Raw genomic sequence first — 17,589 nt, 5'->3', positions numbered from 1 at the left:
GGAAGAGTATTACGCGACCAAGACGACCATCTTCAATGCGTTGATCGACACCATCGACCTGGGTCAGCTGGCCCAGCTCGATTCCGAAAGCGCACGCGAAGAGATTCGCGACATTGTCGTCGAGATTATCAGCATCAAGAACGTCGTCATGTCGATCTCCGAGCAGGAACGCCTGCTCGACGATATCTGTAACGATGTTCTCGGCTATGGCCCGCTGGAGCCACTTCTGGCCCGCGACGACATCGCCGATATCATGGTGAACGGCGCCGACACGACCTATATCGAAGTTAACGGCAAGATCGAGCGCACCAATATCCGCTTCCGTGACAATGCGCAGCTGATGAACATCTGCCAGCGGATCGTTTCACAGGTTGGCCGCCGCGTCGATGAAAGCTCGCCCATCTGTGACGCGCGTCTGCTTGACGGTTCTCGTGTGAACGTCATCGCGCCGCCGCTGGCCATTGATGGCCCGACCCTCACCATTCGTAAGTTCAAGAAGGACAAGCTGCGCCTGCAGGACCTCGTCAATTTCGGGTCCATCTCGGAGGCGGGCGCCGAAATCCTCCGCATCATCGGCCATTCGCGCTGTAATGTGCTGATCTCCGGCGGTACTGGCTCAGGCAAGACGACGCTTCTCAACTGTCTCACCGGCTTCATCGAGCCGGGTGAGCGCGTCATCACCTGCGAAGACTCTGCCGAACTCCAGCTGCAGCAGCCGCACGTCGTGCGCCTCGAGACCCGCCCGCCGAACATTGAGGGCTCGGGTGAAATCACCATGCGCGATCTCGTCAAGAACTGTCTGCGCATGCGTCCTGAGCGGATCATCGTGGGTGAGGTTCGCGGACCGGAAGCGTTTGACCTGCTTCAGGCCATGAATACCGGCCACGATGGCTCCATGGGCACGCTGCACGCCAACACGCCGCGCGAAGCCCTCAGCCGTGTTGAATCGATGATTACCATGGGCGGCTTCTCGCTGCCGGCGAAAACCATCCGTGAAATGATTGTCGGCTCGATTGATGTGGTCGTGCAGGCTTCTCGTCTGCGCGACGGCTCGCGCCGCATCATGCAGATCACCGAAGTCATGGGTCTCGAAGGCGATACGATCATCCTTCAGGACGTGCTGAAATTCGAAATCGACGGCGAAGATGACGACGGCAAGGTGAAGGGGCGCCACCGCGGCACCGGTATCGGCCGTCCGCGCTTCTGGGAGCGCGCCTCCTACTACAATCTGGAGGCCGACCTCGCCAAGGCCATTGACGCACTGGACACGTAAGACATGGATCAGAACCTGCTCATTTATGTCGTCGGCGGTCTCGCTTTCCTCGCTCTGGCTGGCATCGGTCTCGCCCTGACGGGCGGCTCGAACGATGCTGCGGTCAAGCGGGCCAAGCAGATCAAGGCCGGTACAGCAGGGGGCAAGGGCCGTGCTGAGGCAAGTGACAGCAATGTCCAGCGCAAGCGCCAGACCCAGCAGATGCTCAAGAAACTGCGTCAGCAGGATGAGGAGCGTCGCAAATCCCTGATCCCGCAGGACATCAAGTCCAAACTGGTCCAGGCCGGTATCTCCATGCCAGTGGAGGCATTCTGGATCGGTTCGGTCGCGCTTGGCGTCCTGTTTGCGGCCTTGGCCTTTGTCTCTGGTGCCGAGGGGCCGCCGCCAATCGGCGGCATCGAGATCAAATCGCGTCCGGCCATGATCGCGATTGCGGGCTTTGTCGGCTTTATCGGTATTCCCCGTTTCCTTCTCGGCTTCCTGACCAAGAGCCGTCACAAGAAGATGACCGCACAGTTTGCCGATGCGATCGATATCATCGTCCGCGGTGTGAAGTCCGGCCTTCCGCTTGCCGAATGCCTGCGCATCATTGCCAAGGAAAGCCCGGACCCGCTCGGATCTGAATTCCGGACACTGACTGACAATATCCAGATGGGCACTACGCTTGACCGTGCCTTGCAGCAATTCTTCAAGCGCGTGCCGCTGCCGGAAGTGAACTTTTTCGTCATTGTGCTGACAATCCAGTCCAAGTCGGGTGGTAACCTGTCCGAAGCGCTCGGAAACCTCTCCAAGGTGATCCGTGAGCGCAAGATGATGCGCGAGAAGATCAAGGCGATGTCATCAGAAGCGAAAGCTTCTGCCGGTATCATTGCGGCGCTGCCCTTCGCCGTCGGCACCATGGTCTACATGACCACGCCGGCTTACATCATGGAACTGTTCCGGACCTCGACCGGACACATGATCCTGTTCATGGCGATCTGCCTCATGTTCACCGGCGTTACCGTCATGAAGCGCATGATCAGCTTCGACATCTAGGGGGAGAGCAGCGATGGAAGCCTTTGCACGATCCCTCGGAAATCCCGGTACAATCGCATCGATCCTTGCCGCGGTCGCCATGTTCGCGACCATTACTTCGGTCATGCTTCCGGCGCTCAAGGGTGACAAGCTCGAAACGCGCCTCAAACAGGTCACATCGCAACGCGAAAAGCTTCGCAAGGCCAGCCGCGCGGCCCTCGAGAAGAAGGGGCTGAAGCGCGACGATAGCGGGACGATCAGCGAGATTACCGGTCGGCTGAACCTGCAGAAAATGCTCGAGGATCCGAACGTGCAGGCCAAGCTGGTCCAGGCCGGACTGCGCGGACCGCGCCCGCTTGCCATCTTCTATTTCTGCCGCTTCGTCCTGCCCTTCGTCGGGGCGCTTGGCGCATTCGTCTATATCTTCTTCGTGAACGATCTCGGGCTTAACCCGCAAATGAAGTTCGGCGCCGTGATCTTCGGTCTGGCTGCGGGCTTCTATGCGCCGAACCTTTATGTCTCAAACCTCGCCTCCAAGCGCCAGCAATCGATCATGAAGGCGTTTCCGGATGCGCTCGACATGCTGCTGATCTGCGTCGAATCGGGCATGTCCATCGAGATTGGATTTGCCAAGGTCGGTGCCGAGATCGGTACCGCGTCGCCCGAACTTGCTGAGGAGTTCCAGCTTACCACAGCGGAACTCGCCTATCTGCAAGAGCGCCGCCAGGCCTATGAGAATCTCGCCAAGCGGACGGGTCATGAAGGCGTCAAATCCGTCTGTATGGCCCTCATGCAAGCCGAACGTTACGGCACGCCGCTCGGCGATGCGTTGCGCGTCATGGCCAAGGAGAACCGCGACATGCGCATGGCCGAGGCCGAGAAGAAGGCTGCAGCCCTGCCGGCAAAGCTCACTGTCCCGATGATCCTTTTCTTCCTGCCCGTGCTCTTCCTGGTCGTCCTCGGCCCGGCCTACATCAAGTACAAGTCGATGAGTTCCTAGCGCCGACCAGGCGAAGCGGACTTTGGCAAAGACGAAGAAAAAAGAAGGCCAGGCAGCGATTGCCTGGCCTCCTGATTTACCGGGTCTGTTTCAGCCTTCGTCGAAACGCCGACAACCTCAGTCGCTTCCCAGCGCGCCGCGCAGCCGCAGGCTGCTCTCTGCCTTTTCCTGGGGCGCTTGCGCGGGCGCATCCTCTTCGGGAGCGGTCTCTTCCTTCAGCGCCTCGTAAGTGCGCGTCGGTGCCATCATCGATCTCAGCGTGTCGAGATTGGACTCCACGGTGCGTTTTGGCGCATGCGGATCGACTTCCCGCATGTCCTCGAACCGGCCCTGCAGGCCGAGGATGAGCGCGAGATTCTGGCGCACGCGCACATCGGCGCCCGGCAGGGTAGAGGCATAACGAAGGCGCTCCTCGGCCTTCACCAGCTGCCCTGAAAGGGCAAGCGACAGGCCGTAATTGGTCAATGTCGAGACCCGGTCCGGTTCGATCTGGAGCGCGGCGGCATAGGCGGCCTGCGCATCGAAATGGCGTTCCATCTGGTCCAGGGCGAGGCCGAGACCGGCATACGCCGCGGCGTTCTGCGGATTGATCACCGATGCGCGGTAATAGGCGTCAGCGGCTTCTCCCGGCCGCCCCTCGCTCATCAGGGCCCGGCCGAGGATCACTCGCAGCGTATCGGATTTGGGATGCGCCGGAATGGTCGACGTCAACACATCAATGGCGCGGGCATGGCTGCCAATCTCGCGCAGCGATGTGGTGAACTGGATGGTGGTTTCCAGGTCTTCGGGATGCTTGCGGAACTCGGCCGCCCAGAAATTCGCACGGGTCAGCGGGTCGGCGCGGGCCATTTCTGCAATCTGTTCGGCTGTGGCGGGTGCCATTTCTGCGGCGAGCGCGGCTTCCGCCTCGGCATTCGCCTTGGCCTCGCTGCTGCCAGTGCTGGCGCACGCGCCCATCAGGACGACAGAAAGCGCTGGAACGGCAAATTTCAGGGCTCTGGACATCGCATGGCTCCGATAATGAGTATCAGCGCTGACCTTGCCCTCGTGACCGTCAAGGATCAGTTAACAAAACAGCTGTTTTGCTTAACCAGTTTCATCTCCAGGGAGCCCCGCCTTTTATGCATAAAGCCTTCATCGCTGCCGCCGCTACTCCAGCCAAGGTTCACCTCCTGCGTCCAGCCGACTGGGAGGAGGCGGCAAAGTCGCTGCCGGAAGCCGTCGCAGGACTTGCGAAAGCGAACGGCTTTGCCGGCAAGGCGGGCGAAGTCGTTGTCTCGGGCGGGGCAGGCGGCGCGCGCGACCATGTGCTCTATGGCCTTGGCGACGCGATGGATGCGCTGGCGGTTGCGGGCCTCTCGGCCAAACTGCCGGAGGGCGATTATGAGATCGCAGTCGATGGCGGTCTCCCGCTCGCCCATATTGCCGCCGGCTGGGCCGATGGTGCCTACCGGTTCGACCGCTACCTGAAAGACAAGGCGGCCCCGCCGCGCCTCGTCATTGGTGACAATGAAGATGCCGCCGCGCTGGACCGGGAGGCTGAGGCTGTCGCCCTGCTGCGCGATCTCGTCAACACGCCGGCCCAGGATATGGGTCCCTCCGCCATCGAGGCGGCCGTGCGCGCCATCGCAAAGGATTTTGGCGCGGACATCACCGTCACGACAGGCGACGACCTGCTGGAGCAGAACTATCCGATGATCCATGCGGTTGGCCGCGCCGCGCCTGAAGCGCCGCGCCTGATCGAGCTGGCATGGGGCAATCCTGACCATCCCGAGCTTGCCCTGGTCGGCAAGGGGGTTGCCTTCGACACAGGCGGTCTGAACCTAAAGACCGGCAATTACATGCGCCTGATGAAGAAGGATATGGGCGGCTCGGCGCATGTCATCGCGCTCGCCAGGCTGGTGATGAGTTCGAACCTGCCGGTCCGCCTCAAACTCTACGTCCCCGCCGTCGAGAACGCGATTGACAGCCATGCTTTCCGGCCGGGCGATGTCCTGTCCACCCGCAAGGGCCTCACCGTCGAGATCGACAATACGGATGCCGAAGGCCGGTTGATCCTCGGCGACGCGCTGACGAAAGCATGCGAGAGTGATCCGGACCTGCTCATCGACTTTGCGACGCTGACCGGCGCGGCCCGCGTCGCGCTCGGGCCGGACCTCGCGCCCTTCTATACCGATGATGGCGACGTCGCCGATGCGATCAATGCGGCGGGGGCGGTTTCCGGCGATCCGGTCTGGCGCATGCCGCTCTGGGACCCTTACAAATCCATGCTGAAATCCTCGATCGCGGACATGCAGAATGCGGGCGGCGCCTTTGCCGGCTCAATTACCGCTGCGATCTTCCTGAAGCAGTTTGTCGAGGCGCGGCGCTGGGTGCATCTCGATGTCTGGGCATGGCGGCTTGGAAAATATGGCCGCCCGGAAGGGGCTGCCGCGTGCGGCCTTCGTGCGATCTGGACGATGTTGCGCACACGTTATGCCTGAATTCGCGCGGCAAAGGGCAAACCTGTTGCGTGAACCTTGCGCGACGTCGAAAATACTGCTCTTTAGCGAAAAACGATAAGCCAGGAGTTCTTTCACATGCGAATTGGCCTCACCGCCCTAGCGCTCGTTCTCGCCGCCTGCGGCCCGACAACCGGCACATCCGAGACGGCTGGCACCTCGCCTGCCGGGACCGAAGTTACCGAAACCGTTGAACCGACAGCGGAAGAAATCGAAGCTGAAACCGCCAGGCTCAATGCCTGGTTCGATGAGAAATACGAAGAAGAGCTGATGATGAGCCCGATCCAGCTCACCTTCATCGGCCGCAAGGACCGCTATGGCGAAATCGATGACATGACCGTCGAGGCCATGGAAGAACAGCTCGCCTGGAAGGCTGCCACCGTCGAGGAAATGAAGTCCACCTTCGACTATGACAAGCTGACGCCGGAAGCGAAGAATTCCTGGGACATCTGGGAATACCAGTATGAGCAGCAGAAAGAAGGCATGAAGTACGTCTATAACGGCTTCACCTTTGATCAGATGAACGGCCCGCAGGCATTCCTTGCGACCTTCCTTATCCAGTTCCACCGCGTCGAGTCGCTGGAGGACATGGAAGCCTATATTTCGCGGATCCGCGCCTCCGGCCGCGCCGGCGGACAGCTGCTGGACCACGCAAAGACCGCTGCGGAAAAAGGCGTGCAGACGCCAGACTTCGCCCTCGAGGGCGTGATCGACCAGTCCCGCAAGATCATCACCGGCGCACCGTTCACCGAGGGTGACGATTCCGACATCTGGGCGGACATCAAGACCGAAATCTCGACCCTGCAAGACGCCGGAACCATTGACGAGGCCCAGGCCGAAACCCTGCTCGCCGATGCAGAGGCGGCCCTGCTTGAAACCTTCCAGCCGGGCTACCAGGCCATTATCGACTGGGCCGAGGCCGAGCTTGAAAACGCCCCCGCCAATCCGACCGGTGTCGGCACGACCCAGCCAGATGGCGAGGCCTATTACAATTATCGCCTGCGCGCGATGACGACCACGAACCTGACCGCCGACGAGATCCACCAGATCGGCCTTGATGAAGTCGCCCGTCTCCAGGGCGAGATGGAAGCCATCAAGGAGGATTACGGCTTTGAGGGCACGCTGCAGGAATTCTTCACCTTCCTGCGTGAGAGCACCGACAATCGCGACCTCTACTATGAGGATAACGATGCCGGCGCAGAGGCCTATATCGCCGATGCCACGGCTGCGATCGAGAATATCAAGACCATGCTGCCGGACTATTTCGGCATCCTCCCGAAAGCCGATCTCATCGTGAAGCGCGTCGAGCCGTTCCGCGAGCAGGACGGTGCCGCCCAGCACTATTACAGCGGCACGCCGGACGGTTCGCGCCCCGGCATCTATTACGCTCACCTGTCCGACATGACCGCCATGCCGAAGCGTGAGCTGGAAGTGATCGCCTATCATGAGGGGCTGCCGGGCCACCACATGCAGATCTCGATCGCGCAGGAAATCGAGGACCTGCCACAATTCCGCACTCAGGCCGGTTTCACCGCCTATTCGGAAGGCTGGGGCCTCTATTCAGAATGGCTCGCCAAGGAAATGGACGGCACTTACGTCGACCCGATTTCCGATTTCGGCCGCCTCGGCTCTGAAATCTGGCGCGCCATCCGCCTCGTCGTCGATACCGGCCTGCACTCCAAGGGCTGGACCGAGGAAGAAGCCTTTGAATACTTCGTCAGCAATGCTGCCGTGACCGAGGCTCAGGCCCGCTCTGAAATCCAGCGCTACATCGTGATGCCGGGCCAGGCGACCGCCTACAAGATCGGCATGATCAAGATCCAGGAACTGCGCGCCGACGCAGAAGCTGAACTTGGCGACGCCTTCGACATCCGCGCCTTCCACGATGTGATCCTCGGCGGCGGCGCCATGCCGCTCGAAATCCTCGAACGCCGCGTTGATCAGTGGGTCGAAGACGTAAAGGCCGAGAGCGCCGACGCGCCTGCCGAACCCGCCGAACTGGAACCGGCTGAGTAAGCTACCGGAACCGACTGAAAACCAAAACGGCCTCATGGTGAGCAAAGTCGAACCACGAGGCCGTTTTTTTGTGGGGTGGCACAGCTTGCTCAAGATTTAGATGAAGCGCCGCAGAGCGCCTGATACATCTATGGGCGGGCAAGCCTGGAGGTGCCGCCATGTTCCGCTTCACAATCGTGTCGGTGACCCTGCTGCTCGCGCTGCATAGTCTGCCCTGCGCCGTCGCCCAGCAGGCCGACCTGCGTGCTGTTTTCAGCGCTCCGGTCGGCATCGAGCGCGCCAGCCCTGTTGCCAGTCTCCCGGTGCAGATCGAGGCTGGCAAGCTCAAGCTGGACGCGGCGGTCAATGAGAAGCCCGGCCGGTTCGTGTTCGACACGGGCTCGCCGACAATCCTGTCGAGCACCTTCGCCGCCGACCTCGGTCTCGAGATTGTCGGGCAGAACACGGGCAAAGACGCCAATGGCGTGCCCGTCTCCATGGATGTCGCCGTCGTCGATAGCATGATGCTTGGCGACGCCACATTCCGGAATGTCCCAGTGCTGATCTTCGACTTCGCCGGACTGCCATTGGCGGACTGCTTCATTGGCGATGGTGTGATCGGCTCGGAAATTTTTCCTGGCAGCGCCTGGCGCATTAATACCGAAACAGGCGAAATCCAGATTGCGGCAAGCGCTTCAGACCTTGGACTGTCCGAGGAGACTTCCGGTGCGCCGCTCTACGACTTCGGATACCCGCATGCACCCATCATCGACTATTCCATCGGTGCGATGCAGGACAAGGCGCTGTTCGACACCGGAAGCGGGAAGGTGTTCAGCCTCTTTACCAAAGCCATGCAGAGCCCGGAGGTTAAGGCTGCCACAGTCAGTGGGTCTGTGCGCAAGGGATCGGGCAGCGAAGGCGTTTCTGCAGGCGGGCAGGGCGCGGTCACTGATCTTGTGACCCTGCAGCTGCAATCGCTCCAGATCGCAGGTGTGTCGCTTCAGGATGTGCCCGCGCAGTCCCGGCTGGCGCCTCCTTCCCTTCTTGGGGCAGGTGTTCTGTCATCGCATATCGTGACCCTGGACTATCCGGGAAAACGCCTCCTGCTGGAGCCCCGGTCAGCGCCAGTCACGACGCAATCGTCCGGCAATTACGCAATCATGTATGGGGATGAAGGCGCAGAGGTCACGCAGCTTTACGAGAAAAGCGAAGCTGACCGCGCAGGCCTGAGGCTAGGCGACCGCGTTACGTATGTGAACGGCCGGGCATTATCAGTGCCTGATGATGAGCAGCAATGCGCCACGGCTCGCTGGCTCGTCGATGAATTCGATGCCACTCAGCCAGCCACGCTCGTCATCGACCGGCAGGGCCGCGAAATCATCATCGAGCTCACTGGCGCAACTGACTGATCTCTGCGAATGCTTGCGACAGTCCGGCATGGGCGGGAGAAAGACCTAGAGCGACGTCTCCGCTTCCTCAAGCGCGGCCGTCACGCTTTGTGAAACAAGATCGCTTTCATCCTGCGCCATCAGCCGGTCGAACACGGTCTGCAGCCATTCCGCAGGGGCGCCTGTCTGCCTGGCCCGGTCAGCAAGGTAATGGTGCACATCGTCCGGCGTCGAGGTCGTCTGGTGTGCCACCGTGTCGAGGCCAAGCACGATCACGCGCCGTGCCAGCGTGCGCCGCGCAGATGATCGGATGACGAGATCCTTCTCCATCGCCTCGAACAGCAGGGCGCAGGCTGTGTTGGCGGCGTCCAGTGTCAGGCCCGAAGTGTCGGTAATACCATAGGCAGCCGGGTCGCTTATAAAGGCGATGCGGCAGTCACGCTCGGGCGCGGCGGTCGAGAAGAGCAGGGCGTCCATGGCGAACAGGCTCGTCGCCTTGTCATAATCGAGGCTGCGCAGGGCAAGGCGCGTGTCCATGCGGTCTGCATAGTCTGGAAAATGCTTCTGCGCGAGCGCTGCAAACTCCGTGCAGGCCGGACTGTCCGCAACCGCCTCTCGCGCGGGGTCTTGCATGACATCGCGGGCCTCGGCGAGAAGCTGGTAGAAGTCCTCCTCGTCCACGCCGAGCACTGTCTCGCTCCGGCTTTGCAGGAAGTCTGCAAGCGCGCGGAAATTACCCGGCCTGTCCGCGTCGAAAATAACCGAGACCACCTCAGGATTGAGCGACAGCTGCAAGAGAGCATTATGCAGCCCCGTGTTTCCAGGCGCGGCGGTTTCCAGCCTTGCGAGCATGGCATCCTGCCTACACTCGCAATCCAGTCGTTCCCACCGGGCCGGCAGGAAGTCGGGACCATACTGTCTGTCTGCGAAGCGCACCGCGCGACGTGTGCAGGCGTCTACATGATCGCTTGATGCGAGCAGGGTCTCGATATCGACGCCGCCGAATTCATGGGCCGCGCTGGCGCCTGTCCGCTGTACCGGCTCGCCCGAGCAGGCGGTCATGACGACAAGGCATAGCGCCGCGCAAGGCGCGCGCAGGCTCAGTTTGCCGAGCATAAAGGCGTCTCCCAAACGGCCCTCCCGGGCCCGCTCTAACGCCCTGCGATTAAGGTTGGGGATTCACGGACGAGTGAATTCGACCTATCCCGGGGACAGGTGATTAACCTTGATCTTGCCCGCCCCTGTTACGCCGTTTCAGGTTCGCGCAGCTCACTCGCCTTCATCGCTTCGGCGATATAGTCCGCCAGCAGCTTGGTCTTGCCTTTCAGCTTGCCACCGGACCAGACAACGTGCAGCGGCAGGAGAGGGGCTTCCCAGCTCGGGAAAAGCTGCACAAGGTCACCAGAGCGGACCTTCTCGCAGACGAGCCAGTCTGGCGACAGGATATACCCCATCGCATCCTGCGCCGCCTGGATCAGCATGTCGCCGGACGAAGCCCGCAGCCGCCCATGCACACGCAGCTTGTCGACCTCGCCGGTGTCCTTGTGGGTGAGCTCCCATTCGCCGCCATGCGATTTCTGGCGCAGGTGAAGCGCGTCTGCCGGATCAAGCTCTGAAGGACGCCCCAGATTGTGCAGCTGTGCCGCATAGATGGGTGACGCAAACAGCCGCCGCGGGCTGGACGAGATCCGTTTCGCCATCAGGCTGGAATCGGAAAGGTCACCAAGACGGAAGGCAAGATCGACGCCCTCCTGTACGATGTCGGTATAGGTGTCGTCGGAAATGATATCGAGCGTAAGGTCGGGATACCGCTTCATGAAACCCGAAAGCGCCGGCGCGATGACCACCCGCGACAGCGAATGCGGCACCGAGATGCGCAGTTGTCCCACCGCCTCATTGTTCAGTCCGCGCACTTCTGCTTCGGCCTCCTCGAAATCCTCGAGGATGGCCTTGGCGCGCGCATAGAATTTCTCGCCAGCCTCTGTAAGGTTCAGCGCCCGTGTGGTGCGCAGGAATAGGTCTGCGCCAAGCTGGGCTTCGAGATCCTGTATCCGCCGCGAAACCGTGGGCTGGCCGACGCCAAGATCGGCGGCCGCCCTGGAAAAACTTCCCGTGTCGGCCACCCGCAGGAAAAGCCGCATTGCATCAAGCCGGTCCATATCAGGCCTCCCGCATCTACCCGCCCTGACGACGATATAGGAAAGCGCCCCCGCGATTTCGACCCGCAGGGACGCTTTCCGATCGGGGCTCAGAATTCCTGGCGGATACCGACTGTGAAGCTGCGGCCGCGCAGCGGTGACTGGTCCTTGACGAATGAGGTGTGCACAAAGGCCAGTTCGTCAGTCAGATTGGTCCCGCGCACATAGAGAAGCGGCGCTTTCCTGTCGCCGCCATCGAGCTGGTAGGACAGGGTGGCGTTGACGATATTGTAGCCGTCCGTCTCGCTCTCATAGGCGGCCACCCGGTCCTGCCCGAAGGTGCGGATCAGTTCGATATCGGCGCTCAGAGGCCCGCTCGTCCAGTCATGGCGAACACCCACACGACCCGGCGGAATACGCGGCAGCTCGTCATCCTCGCCAGAGAGATCTGCGCGGACAAAATCGCCGAAGACCGTGACCGAAAGTGCATCAGTCAGCTGATGGGTGATGTAGCCATCAATTCCGGTGAACCGGGCATCGGCCGCAACATAGAGCAGGTAGTTGTGTGGGATGCCGGTTTCGCTGTCGGTCTCGATCAGACGCGCGAAGACATAGTCCTCTATGTCCTGGTGAAAGGCGCCGATCTCGAATTGTGTCCGTCCCTCAGATTTGCGGAAGGTCAGATTGATGGAATCGGCCGCTTCCAGGACATCAGTCCTGCGTTCGGGAAAACTCGACGAAGCGCGTCTTGTCTGACTGAGACCGACTTCATAGCTATTGGTCGCCAGATTGTTGCCGTATGCGTAAAGCTCGCGCACGCTTGGAGGGCGTTCGGTATGGGCGAGCGAGAGCGCAATCGAGTAGCCGTTTTCGAGGGTCCAGGTCGCACCAAGAGCCGCGGAGAAGGGGTCGTGCTCCGCACCTGGATTGTTGCGGGAGAAACCCTTGGCCTGGTTCCTGACCCATCCGCCTTCGCCATAACCCAGCGCGATTTCAAGCCGTCTGATCAGGTCAACATATTCCGGGCCGATCCTGTATTCCGGAACCGGTATGCTGATCTCGCGCCAGTCCTTGCGCAGGGCAAGTTCCAGCTCCACCGGGCCGAATGAGCGGCGTTCAGTCAGGAACAGGCCGGCATTCTCTGTGACATAGTCAAAGGGTTGCACAAATCCGAGATTGGTCGGCTCTTCATGCATGTCATTGATATTAATGCCGGTGAACGTCCCGTCTGTGTACTGCACACCCATCGTACCCGTGAAGCCGAAGACTGGCGCATGGGTGAGTTCAATGCGCCCGTCCCACACCTCATTTGTGTATTGTGTGAACACTGAAGGACCATCGATCTCGTCATGGCTGTAGTCGGTATAGGACCCGCGAAGCCGGACATGGCGGAACCCCGGAATGAGGTCATCATAATCGGCCCGGACATCGACGCGTTCACTGCGCAGGTCGATATAGGCGGTGTGATCATCTGAGGAGCCGAATGGGTCCTCAAACTCCCCATGAGCGGCGCAGTGCAGGTCCGGCCCGTGAGTGTGGCAGACCCCGTTGATGTGGCTGTGTCCCGGCAGGCCGTATTCTGCTTCCTGCACCGTATAGGCCGCGCCCACATACCCCTTGCCGGTCACCCACGACGCGCCGAAACTGTACGACGTCGCTGCGGCAAAGGAATCCCTGAGCTCGCTGCTGCCGAAATCCTCCGGCACATTGTAGTTTTCGGCATCGCGGCTTGAGCCTTCGGCATGCAGGGCGATCTGGCCAAGCGAGAACGTGGCCCGTCCGGCAAGGCTCTTCTCCTCGTCCCCCGTGCCATAGCGAAGCTCCGCTGCGCCATCGAATCCGTCCTCGGGCAGGGTTTTCGGCACCTTGCTGTCGATCAGGTTGACGGCGCCGTTCAGCGCATTGCCGCCATAGATCGCCGCCCCCGGACCGCGCAGCACCTCGATCGCGTCAAGCAGCAGCGGGTCTGTCGTTACCGCATGGTCGGGGGAGACCGATGAGGCATCAAACAGCGTGGCCCCATCCGACAGGATCTCGATGCGCGGGACGGTCTGGCCGCGAATGACGGGCCTGGATGCCCCGCCGCCGAAATTGTCCATGTGCACGCCCGGCAGCGTCGCCAGCGTTTCGCCCAGCGTACCTTTCCGTTTCAGCGTGAACTCATCACCCGAGAGGACCTGCAGGGGAAGCGCGCGGTCTGCGAGCATGCCTGCCGTCGACATTCCGTACACATCAACTGTCTCGACCCGCATGGTCGGATCTTCGTCGGCGGGCGGCGGGGGCGCTTCCTGAGCAGTGGCCTGCGCGCCGAGGCAGGCCAAGGCGGAAACTGTTGCTGATAGATGAAAGACTGATCTCTTCCCGGTGTTGGACATGGCAAACCCTTCTTGGTGTGAAGCGTTTGCACGTAGAGTTATGTTATTACATTCGTCAAGCGGGCATTTAAGGAAAAGTGGCCGCAATACGGGTGAGGGCTCATAATCCGTCAGCTCACGCTTTCGAACCTTCTGGTACAATCATCCACCGCCTCACCCCTTCGTGATCGGCGATCACGCAGGCGTGGTTCGCAGTTGAGGCGGATCGGGCGTATCTCGGCGCCATCACGACAAGGGGGATGAACCCATGGACAGGATAAAGGCCTGGTCGCCGCATGCGATCGCCATCATCGCATCGCTCGTCTTTCTCGACAGCCTTCGCTTCAAGTTCACCAATGCCCCGGAGACGATCGAAATCTTCACCCGTCTCGACAGCTGGGCGGCAAGCTTCGGGGCAGGCGGCCTGTTCGCTCAGACCGGCCTCTTCAGCCAGTATGTCATCGGCACGGCTGAGCTCTTCGCGTCCGCCCTTCTGCTCATCGGTATCCACCCGGCGCTGCGGCGGTTTCAGGCGGTCGGGGCGCTGATCGCCTTTGCGGTGATGAGCGGCGCGGTGAACTTCCATCTCTGGACGCCGCTCGGCATCGACCCGAACAATGATGGTGGCGGGCTCTTCGTCATGGCCTGCTTTGTCTGGGTGACGTCTGTCGTCCTCATCATCATCCGCCGCAATGAGCTTGCCGCCATCGCCAGAGGGCTTGCGGCAACCTTCCTGCCGGGCCGCGCCGTTCCTGAAAACACCGAAGTTGCCGCCCGACCCACTCACGTCTGACACGCTGATCCTCCCGAAAGGTGACCCCATGATGAAATCGCTCTCCGCCGCCCTCGCCATCGGCCTTTCTGCCACCGCCTTCACCGCGCCTGCCCATGCGGACAAGCCGCCGGTCTATACCGGCTTCGCCAGCAAGACTGCCGTGCAGGGGCATGACCCCGTCGCCTATTTCACCGAAGGCAGGCCGGTCAAAGGCCAGAAGAAATTTTCCACGGAATATCAGGGCGCGACCTTCCGCTTTGCCAGCCAGGAGAACCTCGACACCTTCCTTGCCGACCCGCAAAAATACGCCCCGCAATATGGAGGCTATTGCGCCTGGGCTGTCTCGCAGGGCTACACGGCAAAGGGCGATGCCGACCACTGGAAGATCGTCGATGGCAAGCTCTATCTGAACTATAATAAAAAAATTCAGGAAGACTGGGAACAAGATCAGGCGTCATACATTGTTCAGGCAGATACCAACTGGCCGGAGGTTCTGAAGTAGCAGGGCAAATTTCCCTCCTCCCCTCACCCAGCCCTGTTTCTTCCGGCTTGAAGGCCCTGCACGTCCCCTCCGTGCAGGGCCTTTTCGTATGGGGCCTGTGGCCGCGAAAACACACATGGAATCTGCCTTTTTTCCGCCTCAAATCCGGACAAATTCGGCGCGTTTTCAGGCGCAAGTCTCCCCCCGCGCCTATGGACAGGCGCCCTTTACAGGAGATCATAATGTCCAAAACCCTGACTGCTGCAGCAATTGCTGCCGTTCTTGCCACGCCTGCCTTCGCACAAGGCTGGTACGCAGATGTCGGCTATCAGACCCTCGGCTTCGACGAGGACGAGATCGATGTCGATCTTGGCGCCATCACAGGCCATTTCGGCTATCAGCTCAACCAGAACTTTGCGCTGGAAGGTGAGCTTGGCGTAGGCGTCAAGGACGAGTCCTTTGACGTTCTCGGCACGGATGTCGATGTTGAGTTGAGCTACCTTGTCGGCGCTTATGTCCGCGGCCAGGTGCCGGTCAGCGAGCAGCTCAACCTCTTCGCGCGCGTCGGCGTCGTCAACGCTGAGCTGAGCGTCGAAGGCGGCGGCTTCTCGGAAAGCGATTCCGAGACCGGTATTGGCTACGGTGCCGGTGCCGAATTCATGTTCAATTCGACCTTCGGTATCCGCGGCGACTATACCCGCTATGACATCGACGACGCAGAAGCCGATGCCTTCATGATCGGCGCGGTCTTCAAATACTGAGACAGGTTCCTTCGCAAGTCGAAGGGGATGAGCGATCCGGCCGGGCACAAGCTCGGCCGGATTTTTCATGCCGGGCAGGGCGCCATTAGCGTCGTGCGATGATCCAGACAGCGTGGATGAGGCCAGGAATATAGCCAAGCAGCGTCAGCAGCACGTTGAGCCAGAACTGCGCGCCGAGGCCGACCTGCAGGAACACGCCGAGCGGCGGGATCAATACGGAAAAGATAATGCGAATAATGTCCATGAGGGGTCTCCAATCATGACTGGAAACGTCCCCTGGCGGACACTTGTTCCGGCTTTGCCTGCTAGCTGTCGCGGCTTGCCCACTCGTTCAGGATGTGGTGCGCCACGGCGAAGCGCATCGGCGCGAAGATCTCCGGATGCTCACCAGCCATGACGGCCCGCGCCTCCTCCCGCGTGATCCAGATGGCCTGTTCCAGCTCATTCGGGTCGATGGTGATATCCTCATTTTCAGCCGGAAGAATGAGCCCGATCATCAGCGAGGACGGAAATGGCCAGGGCTGGCAGAACAGATACTCCGCCTTTGCCGGGTCGCATTTGATCCCCGCTTCCTCGTAAAGCTCTCGCGCGGCGCCCTGTTCCAGCGTCTCGCCCGGCTCGATGAAACCGGCAAGGCAGCTCCACATCCCCTTGGGCCACATTTTCTGGCGGCCCAGCAGGCACTTGTCGCCGGACACGGCCAGCATGATTGCCACAGGGTCGGTGCGCGGGAAATGTTCGGCCTTGCAGTCGGGGCAGGCGCGCTTCCAGCCCGCTTCCACCCGCTCGCTCTCGGCCCCGCATTTCGCGCAGAACCGATGCGAGCGATGCCACTCGAACAGGCTGCGCGCCGTGGAGGCGAGGTTCGCATCCATCTCCGGCATGCGCGCGAGGCTGGTGCGCAGGTCACCAAAATCACCAGTGCCCGCGATCAGCGATGAATTGAGGTCGAAATCACCTGGCATTTCCACCGCGAAGACGGGCGACTTGTTCTTGTCGAGGCCGAGAAAGAGCGGCTTGGCCTCCGGCGCAAGTCTCGCCACTTCCGGGCCAAGCCAGACCAGCCCGCCTTCCGCCGTCACCAGCGGCAACCCGCCCTGCAGGATGAGCACCAGCGCCGCCTCGCTCTTATAGGCGGCATCGAGCCAGGCTTCGTCGCTGCGATGGTGGCCGGCGCGGTCAATTGGCCGCGAACCGAGCGGGATAAGGTCGGAATTTGTGGTGATGGTCGTCATGGGCTGAATACCTATCAGCATCCGCCCCCTTGTCACCCCGCTTTCAAGACGCGATATAGCGGACAGGAGGCTGGCGGTGGACGAAGTCCTCGCCAACCGGGTCAGGTCGGGAACGAAGCAGCCCTAACGAGTTTCGCTTCGGGTCACTGTCCAGTCTCCGCTTTCCCCAGACAATTCATCAAAGCCCTCATGGTGAGCGAAGTCGAACCACGAGGGCGGCACTGCGATGCGTTCACCGCCTTTGACGAGAGCCGTGATCCCAAATGGTATGTCGGCGGCTAGGGCTGGCACCGGTCACTGCGTCGCCGCCACGGGGTCGAGCTTGTAGAGCCGGCAGAGCGGATGCTCGGCGCCGTCGTAAAAGTACTCAGAGCCGGTCCACCCCTCCTGCAAGGGCTCGGCGCACACCGGATGGTCCAGCCAGCTTGCATCATCCTCGCTGCCGCCGGCCGCCTCCCAGTCCGCGACAAGCTGCGGGAACACCCGCCCATACGCCTCATGCTCTGCCCAGTAATACCTTGACCTGAACACCGCCGGGTGGGCCTCGTCGCCATAGGATGCGTAGAGCCGCGCAAGGTCAGCCACATGGCCCTCGCAATTGGCCAGCGACGGTCCCTCACCCGACGCGTCCGCCCGCTCCCATAGCTCGAAACAGCGCTCGGGCGGCTTGTAGT

16 protein-coding genes and 1 other RNA gene are annotated in these 17,589 nt (G+C 61.2%); 10 read left to right on the top strand and 7 right to left on the bottom strand.

All coding sequences use genetic code 11. The features are described 5' to 3' along the window. The 3 genes from B8746_RS00085 to B8746_RS00075 form a co-directional block, all read left to right on the top strand. A partial coding sequence (locus B8746_RS00085) for a CpaF family protein (RefSeq protein ID WP_084391219.1) occupies positions 1-1,273 on the top strand: 1,273 nt, incomplete at its 5' end. A gap of 3 nt (positions 1,274-1,276) precedes the next feature. Further along, complete coding sequence (locus B8746_RS00080; RefSeq protein WP_084391218.1) at positions 1,277-2,308, top strand: type II secretion system F family protein; 1,032 nt, start codon at positions 1,277-1,279, stop codon at positions 2,306-2,308. A gap of 13 nt (positions 2,309-2,321) precedes the next feature. Beyond that, positions 2,322-3,287, top strand: coding sequence for a type II secretion system F family protein (locus B8746_RS00075; RefSeq protein WP_084391217.1), 966 nt, complete (start codon positions 2,322-2,324; stop codon positions 3,285-3,287). 117 nt (positions 3,288-3,404) lie between these two features. Here B8746_RS00075 and B8746_RS00070 read toward each other — a convergent pair whose 3' ends face one another. Beyond that, on the bottom strand, positions 3,405-4,292 hold the full coding sequence (locus B8746_RS00070) for a BTAD domain-containing putative transcriptional regulator (RefSeq protein ID WP_084391216.1): 888 nt from the start codon (positions 4,290-4,292) through the stop codon (positions 3,405-3,407). A 116-nt stretch (positions 4,293-4,408) separates the two neighbouring features. Here B8746_RS00070 and B8746_RS00065 point away from each other — a divergent pair, with 116 nt between their 5' ends. The 3 genes from B8746_RS00065 (at position 4,409) to B8746_RS00055 (ending at position 9,192) form a co-directional block, all read left to right on the top strand. After that, positions 4,409-5,770 carry a leucyl aminopeptidase family protein gene (locus B8746_RS00065; RefSeq protein ID WP_084391215.1) on the top strand — a complete coding sequence of 454 codons (1,362 nt, stop codon included), beginning with the start codon at positions 4,409-4,411 and terminating at the stop codon, positions 5,768-5,770. A gap of 96 nt (positions 5,771-5,866) precedes the next feature. Continuing rightward, complete coding sequence (locus B8746_RS00060) at positions 5,867-7,804, top strand: DUF885 domain-containing protein (protein WP_084391214.1); 1,938 nt, start codon at positions 5,867-5,869, stop codon at positions 7,802-7,804. A 158-nt stretch (positions 7,805-7,962) separates the two neighbouring features. Continuing rightward, positions 7,963-9,192, top strand: coding sequence for an aspartyl protease family protein (locus B8746_RS00055; RefSeq protein ID WP_084391213.1), 1,230 nt, complete (start codon positions 7,963-7,965; stop codon positions 9,190-9,192). 45 nt (positions 9,193-9,237) lie between these two features. Here the strand turns inward: B8746_RS00055 and B8746_RS00050 are convergent, their stop codons facing one another. The 3 genes from B8746_RS00050 to B8746_RS00040 all read right to left on the bottom strand — a co-directional run bounded on the left by B8746_RS00050 (position 9,238) and on the right by B8746_RS00040 (position 13,684). Continuing rightward, positions 9,238-10,287: a hypothetical protein gene (locus tag B8746_RS00050; protein ID WP_084391212.1), complete on the bottom strand. Its 1,050-nt coding sequence runs from the start codon at positions 10,285-10,287 to the stop codon at positions 9,238-9,240. A 128-nt stretch (positions 10,288-10,415) separates the two neighbouring features. Then, positions 10,416-11,330 carry a LysR family transcriptional regulator gene (locus B8746_RS00045; RefSeq protein WP_084391211.1) on the bottom strand — a complete coding sequence of 305 codons (915 nt, stop codon included), beginning with the start codon at positions 11,328-11,330 and terminating at the stop codon, positions 10,416-10,418. 89 nt (positions 11,331-11,419) lie between these two features. Then, positions 11,420-13,684, bottom strand: a complete 2,265-nt coding sequence (locus tag B8746_RS00040) for a TonB-dependent receptor domain-containing protein (protein ID WP_084391210.1) — start codon at positions 13,682-13,684, stop codon at positions 11,420-11,422. Between the two features lie 247 nt (positions 13,685-13,931). On the opposite strand from B8746_RS00040, the gene B8746_RS00035 reads away from it, so the two are divergent. The 3 genes from B8746_RS00035 to B8746_RS00025 all read left to right on the top strand — a co-directional run bounded on the left by B8746_RS00035 (position 13,932) and on the right by B8746_RS00025 (position 15,680). Next, the gene (locus tag B8746_RS00035; RefSeq protein WP_084391209.1) at positions 13,932-14,456 is read left to right on the top strand and encodes a hypothetical protein; all 525 of its coding nucleotides are present in this window, start codon (positions 13,932-13,934) and stop codon (positions 14,454-14,456) included. A gap of 31 nt (positions 14,457-14,487) precedes the next feature. Continuing rightward, the gene (locus B8746_RS00030; RefSeq protein WP_084391221.1) at positions 14,488-14,940 is read left to right on the top strand and encodes a YHS domain-containing (seleno)protein; all 453 of its coding nucleotides are present in this window, start codon (positions 14,488-14,490) and stop codon (positions 14,938-14,940) included. 221 nt (positions 14,941-15,161) lie between these two features. Next, entirely contained in the window at positions 15,162-15,680 is a 519-nt protein-coding gene (locus B8746_RS00025) for a porin family protein (RefSeq protein WP_158084489.1), read from the top strand. Between the two features lie 85 nt (positions 15,681-15,765). Here the strand turns inward: B8746_RS00025 and B8746_RS00020 are convergent, their stop codons facing one another. Further along, on the bottom strand, positions 15,766-15,924 hold the full coding sequence (locus B8746_RS00020; RefSeq protein WP_084391207.1) for a YqaE/Pmp3 family membrane protein: 159 nt from the start codon (positions 15,922-15,924) through the stop codon (positions 15,766-15,768). Between the two features lie 61 nt (positions 15,925-15,985). Then, a complete protein-coding gene (gene nudC, locus B8746_RS00015) occupies positions 15,986-16,915 on the bottom strand; it encodes an NAD(+) diphosphatase (RefSeq protein ID WP_084391220.1) in 930 nt (309 codons plus the stop codon). Between the two features lie 65 nt (positions 16,916-16,980). Between nudC and ffs the strand changes: the two genes are divergently transcribed. After that, an RNA gene (ffs, locus tag B8746_RS00010) (signal recognition particle sRNA small type) lies at positions 16,981-17,077 on the top strand. Positions 17,078-17,209: 132 nt separating this feature from the next. Here the strand turns inward: ffs and B8746_RS17025 are convergent. Further along, a partial coding sequence (locus tag B8746_RS17025) for a hypothetical protein (protein WP_158084488.1) occupies positions 17,210-17,589 on the bottom strand: 380 nt, incomplete at its 5' end.

It is taken from the genome of Henriciella pelagia (assembly GCF_002088945.1).
GTDB lineage: Bacteria > Pseudomonadota > Alphaproteobacteria > Caulobacterales > Hyphomonadaceae > Henriciella > Henriciella pelagia.
The sequence above is the reverse complement of the archived record's forward strand: the minus strand, read 5'-3'. Positions and strand labels throughout refer to the sequence as shown.

What these genes read in the sequence shown, in the direction of transcription:
- B8746_RS00080 (WP_084391218.1), top strand. Translation starts at nt 1,277, where the DNA reads ATGGATCAGAACCTGCTCATTTATGTCGTCGGCGGTCTCGCTTTCCTC.
- B8746_RS00075 (WP_084391217.1), top strand. Translation starts at nt 2,322, where the DNA reads ATGGAAGCCTTTGCACGATCCCTCGGAAATCCCGGTACAATCGCATCG.
- B8746_RS00070 (WP_084391216.1), bottom strand. Translation starts at nt 4,292, where the DNA reads ATGTCCAGAGCCCTGAAATTTGCCGTTCCAGCGCTTTCTGTCGTCCTG.
- B8746_RS00065 (WP_084391215.1), top strand. Translation starts at nt 4,409, where the DNA reads ATGCATAAAGCCTTCATCGCTGCCGCCGCTACTCCAGCCAAGGTTCAC.
- B8746_RS00060 (WP_084391214.1), top strand. Translation starts at nt 5,867, where the DNA reads ATGCGAATTGGCCTCACCGCCCTAGCGCTCGTTCTCGCCGCCTGCGGC.
- B8746_RS00055 (WP_084391213.1), top strand. Translation starts at nt 7,963, where the DNA reads ATGTTCCGCTTCACAATCGTGTCGGTGACCCTGCTGCTCGCGCTGCAT.
- B8746_RS00050 (WP_084391212.1), bottom strand. Translation starts at nt 10,287, where the DNA reads ATGCTCGGCAAACTGAGCCTGCGCGCGCCTTGCGCGGCGCTATGCCTT.
- B8746_RS00045 (WP_084391211.1), bottom strand. Translation starts at nt 11,330, where the DNA reads ATGGACCGGCTTGATGCAATGCGGCTTTTCCTGCGGGTGGCCGACACG.
- B8746_RS00040 (WP_084391210.1), bottom strand. Translation starts at nt 13,684, where the DNA reads ATGTCCAACACCGGGAAGAGATCAGTCTTTCATCTATCAGCAACAGTT.
- B8746_RS00035 (WP_084391209.1), top strand. Translation starts at nt 13,932, where the DNA reads ATGGACAGGATAAAGGCCTGGTCGCCGCATGCGATCGCCATCATCGCA.
- B8746_RS00030 (WP_084391221.1), top strand. Translation starts at nt 14,488, where the DNA reads ATGAAATCGCTCTCCGCCGCCCTCGCCATCGGCCTTTCTGCCACCGCC.
- B8746_RS00025 (WP_158084489.1), top strand. Translation starts at nt 15,162, where the DNA reads ATGTCCAAAACCCTGACTGCTGCAGCAATTGCTGCCGTTCTTGCCACG.
- B8746_RS00020 (WP_084391207.1), bottom strand. Translation starts at nt 15,924, where the DNA reads ATGGACATTATTCGCATTATCTTTTCCGTATTGATCCCGCCGCTCGGC.
- nudC (WP_084391220.1), bottom strand. Translation starts at nt 16,915, where the DNA reads ATGACGACCATCACCACAAATTCCGACCTTATCCCGCTCGGTTCGCGG.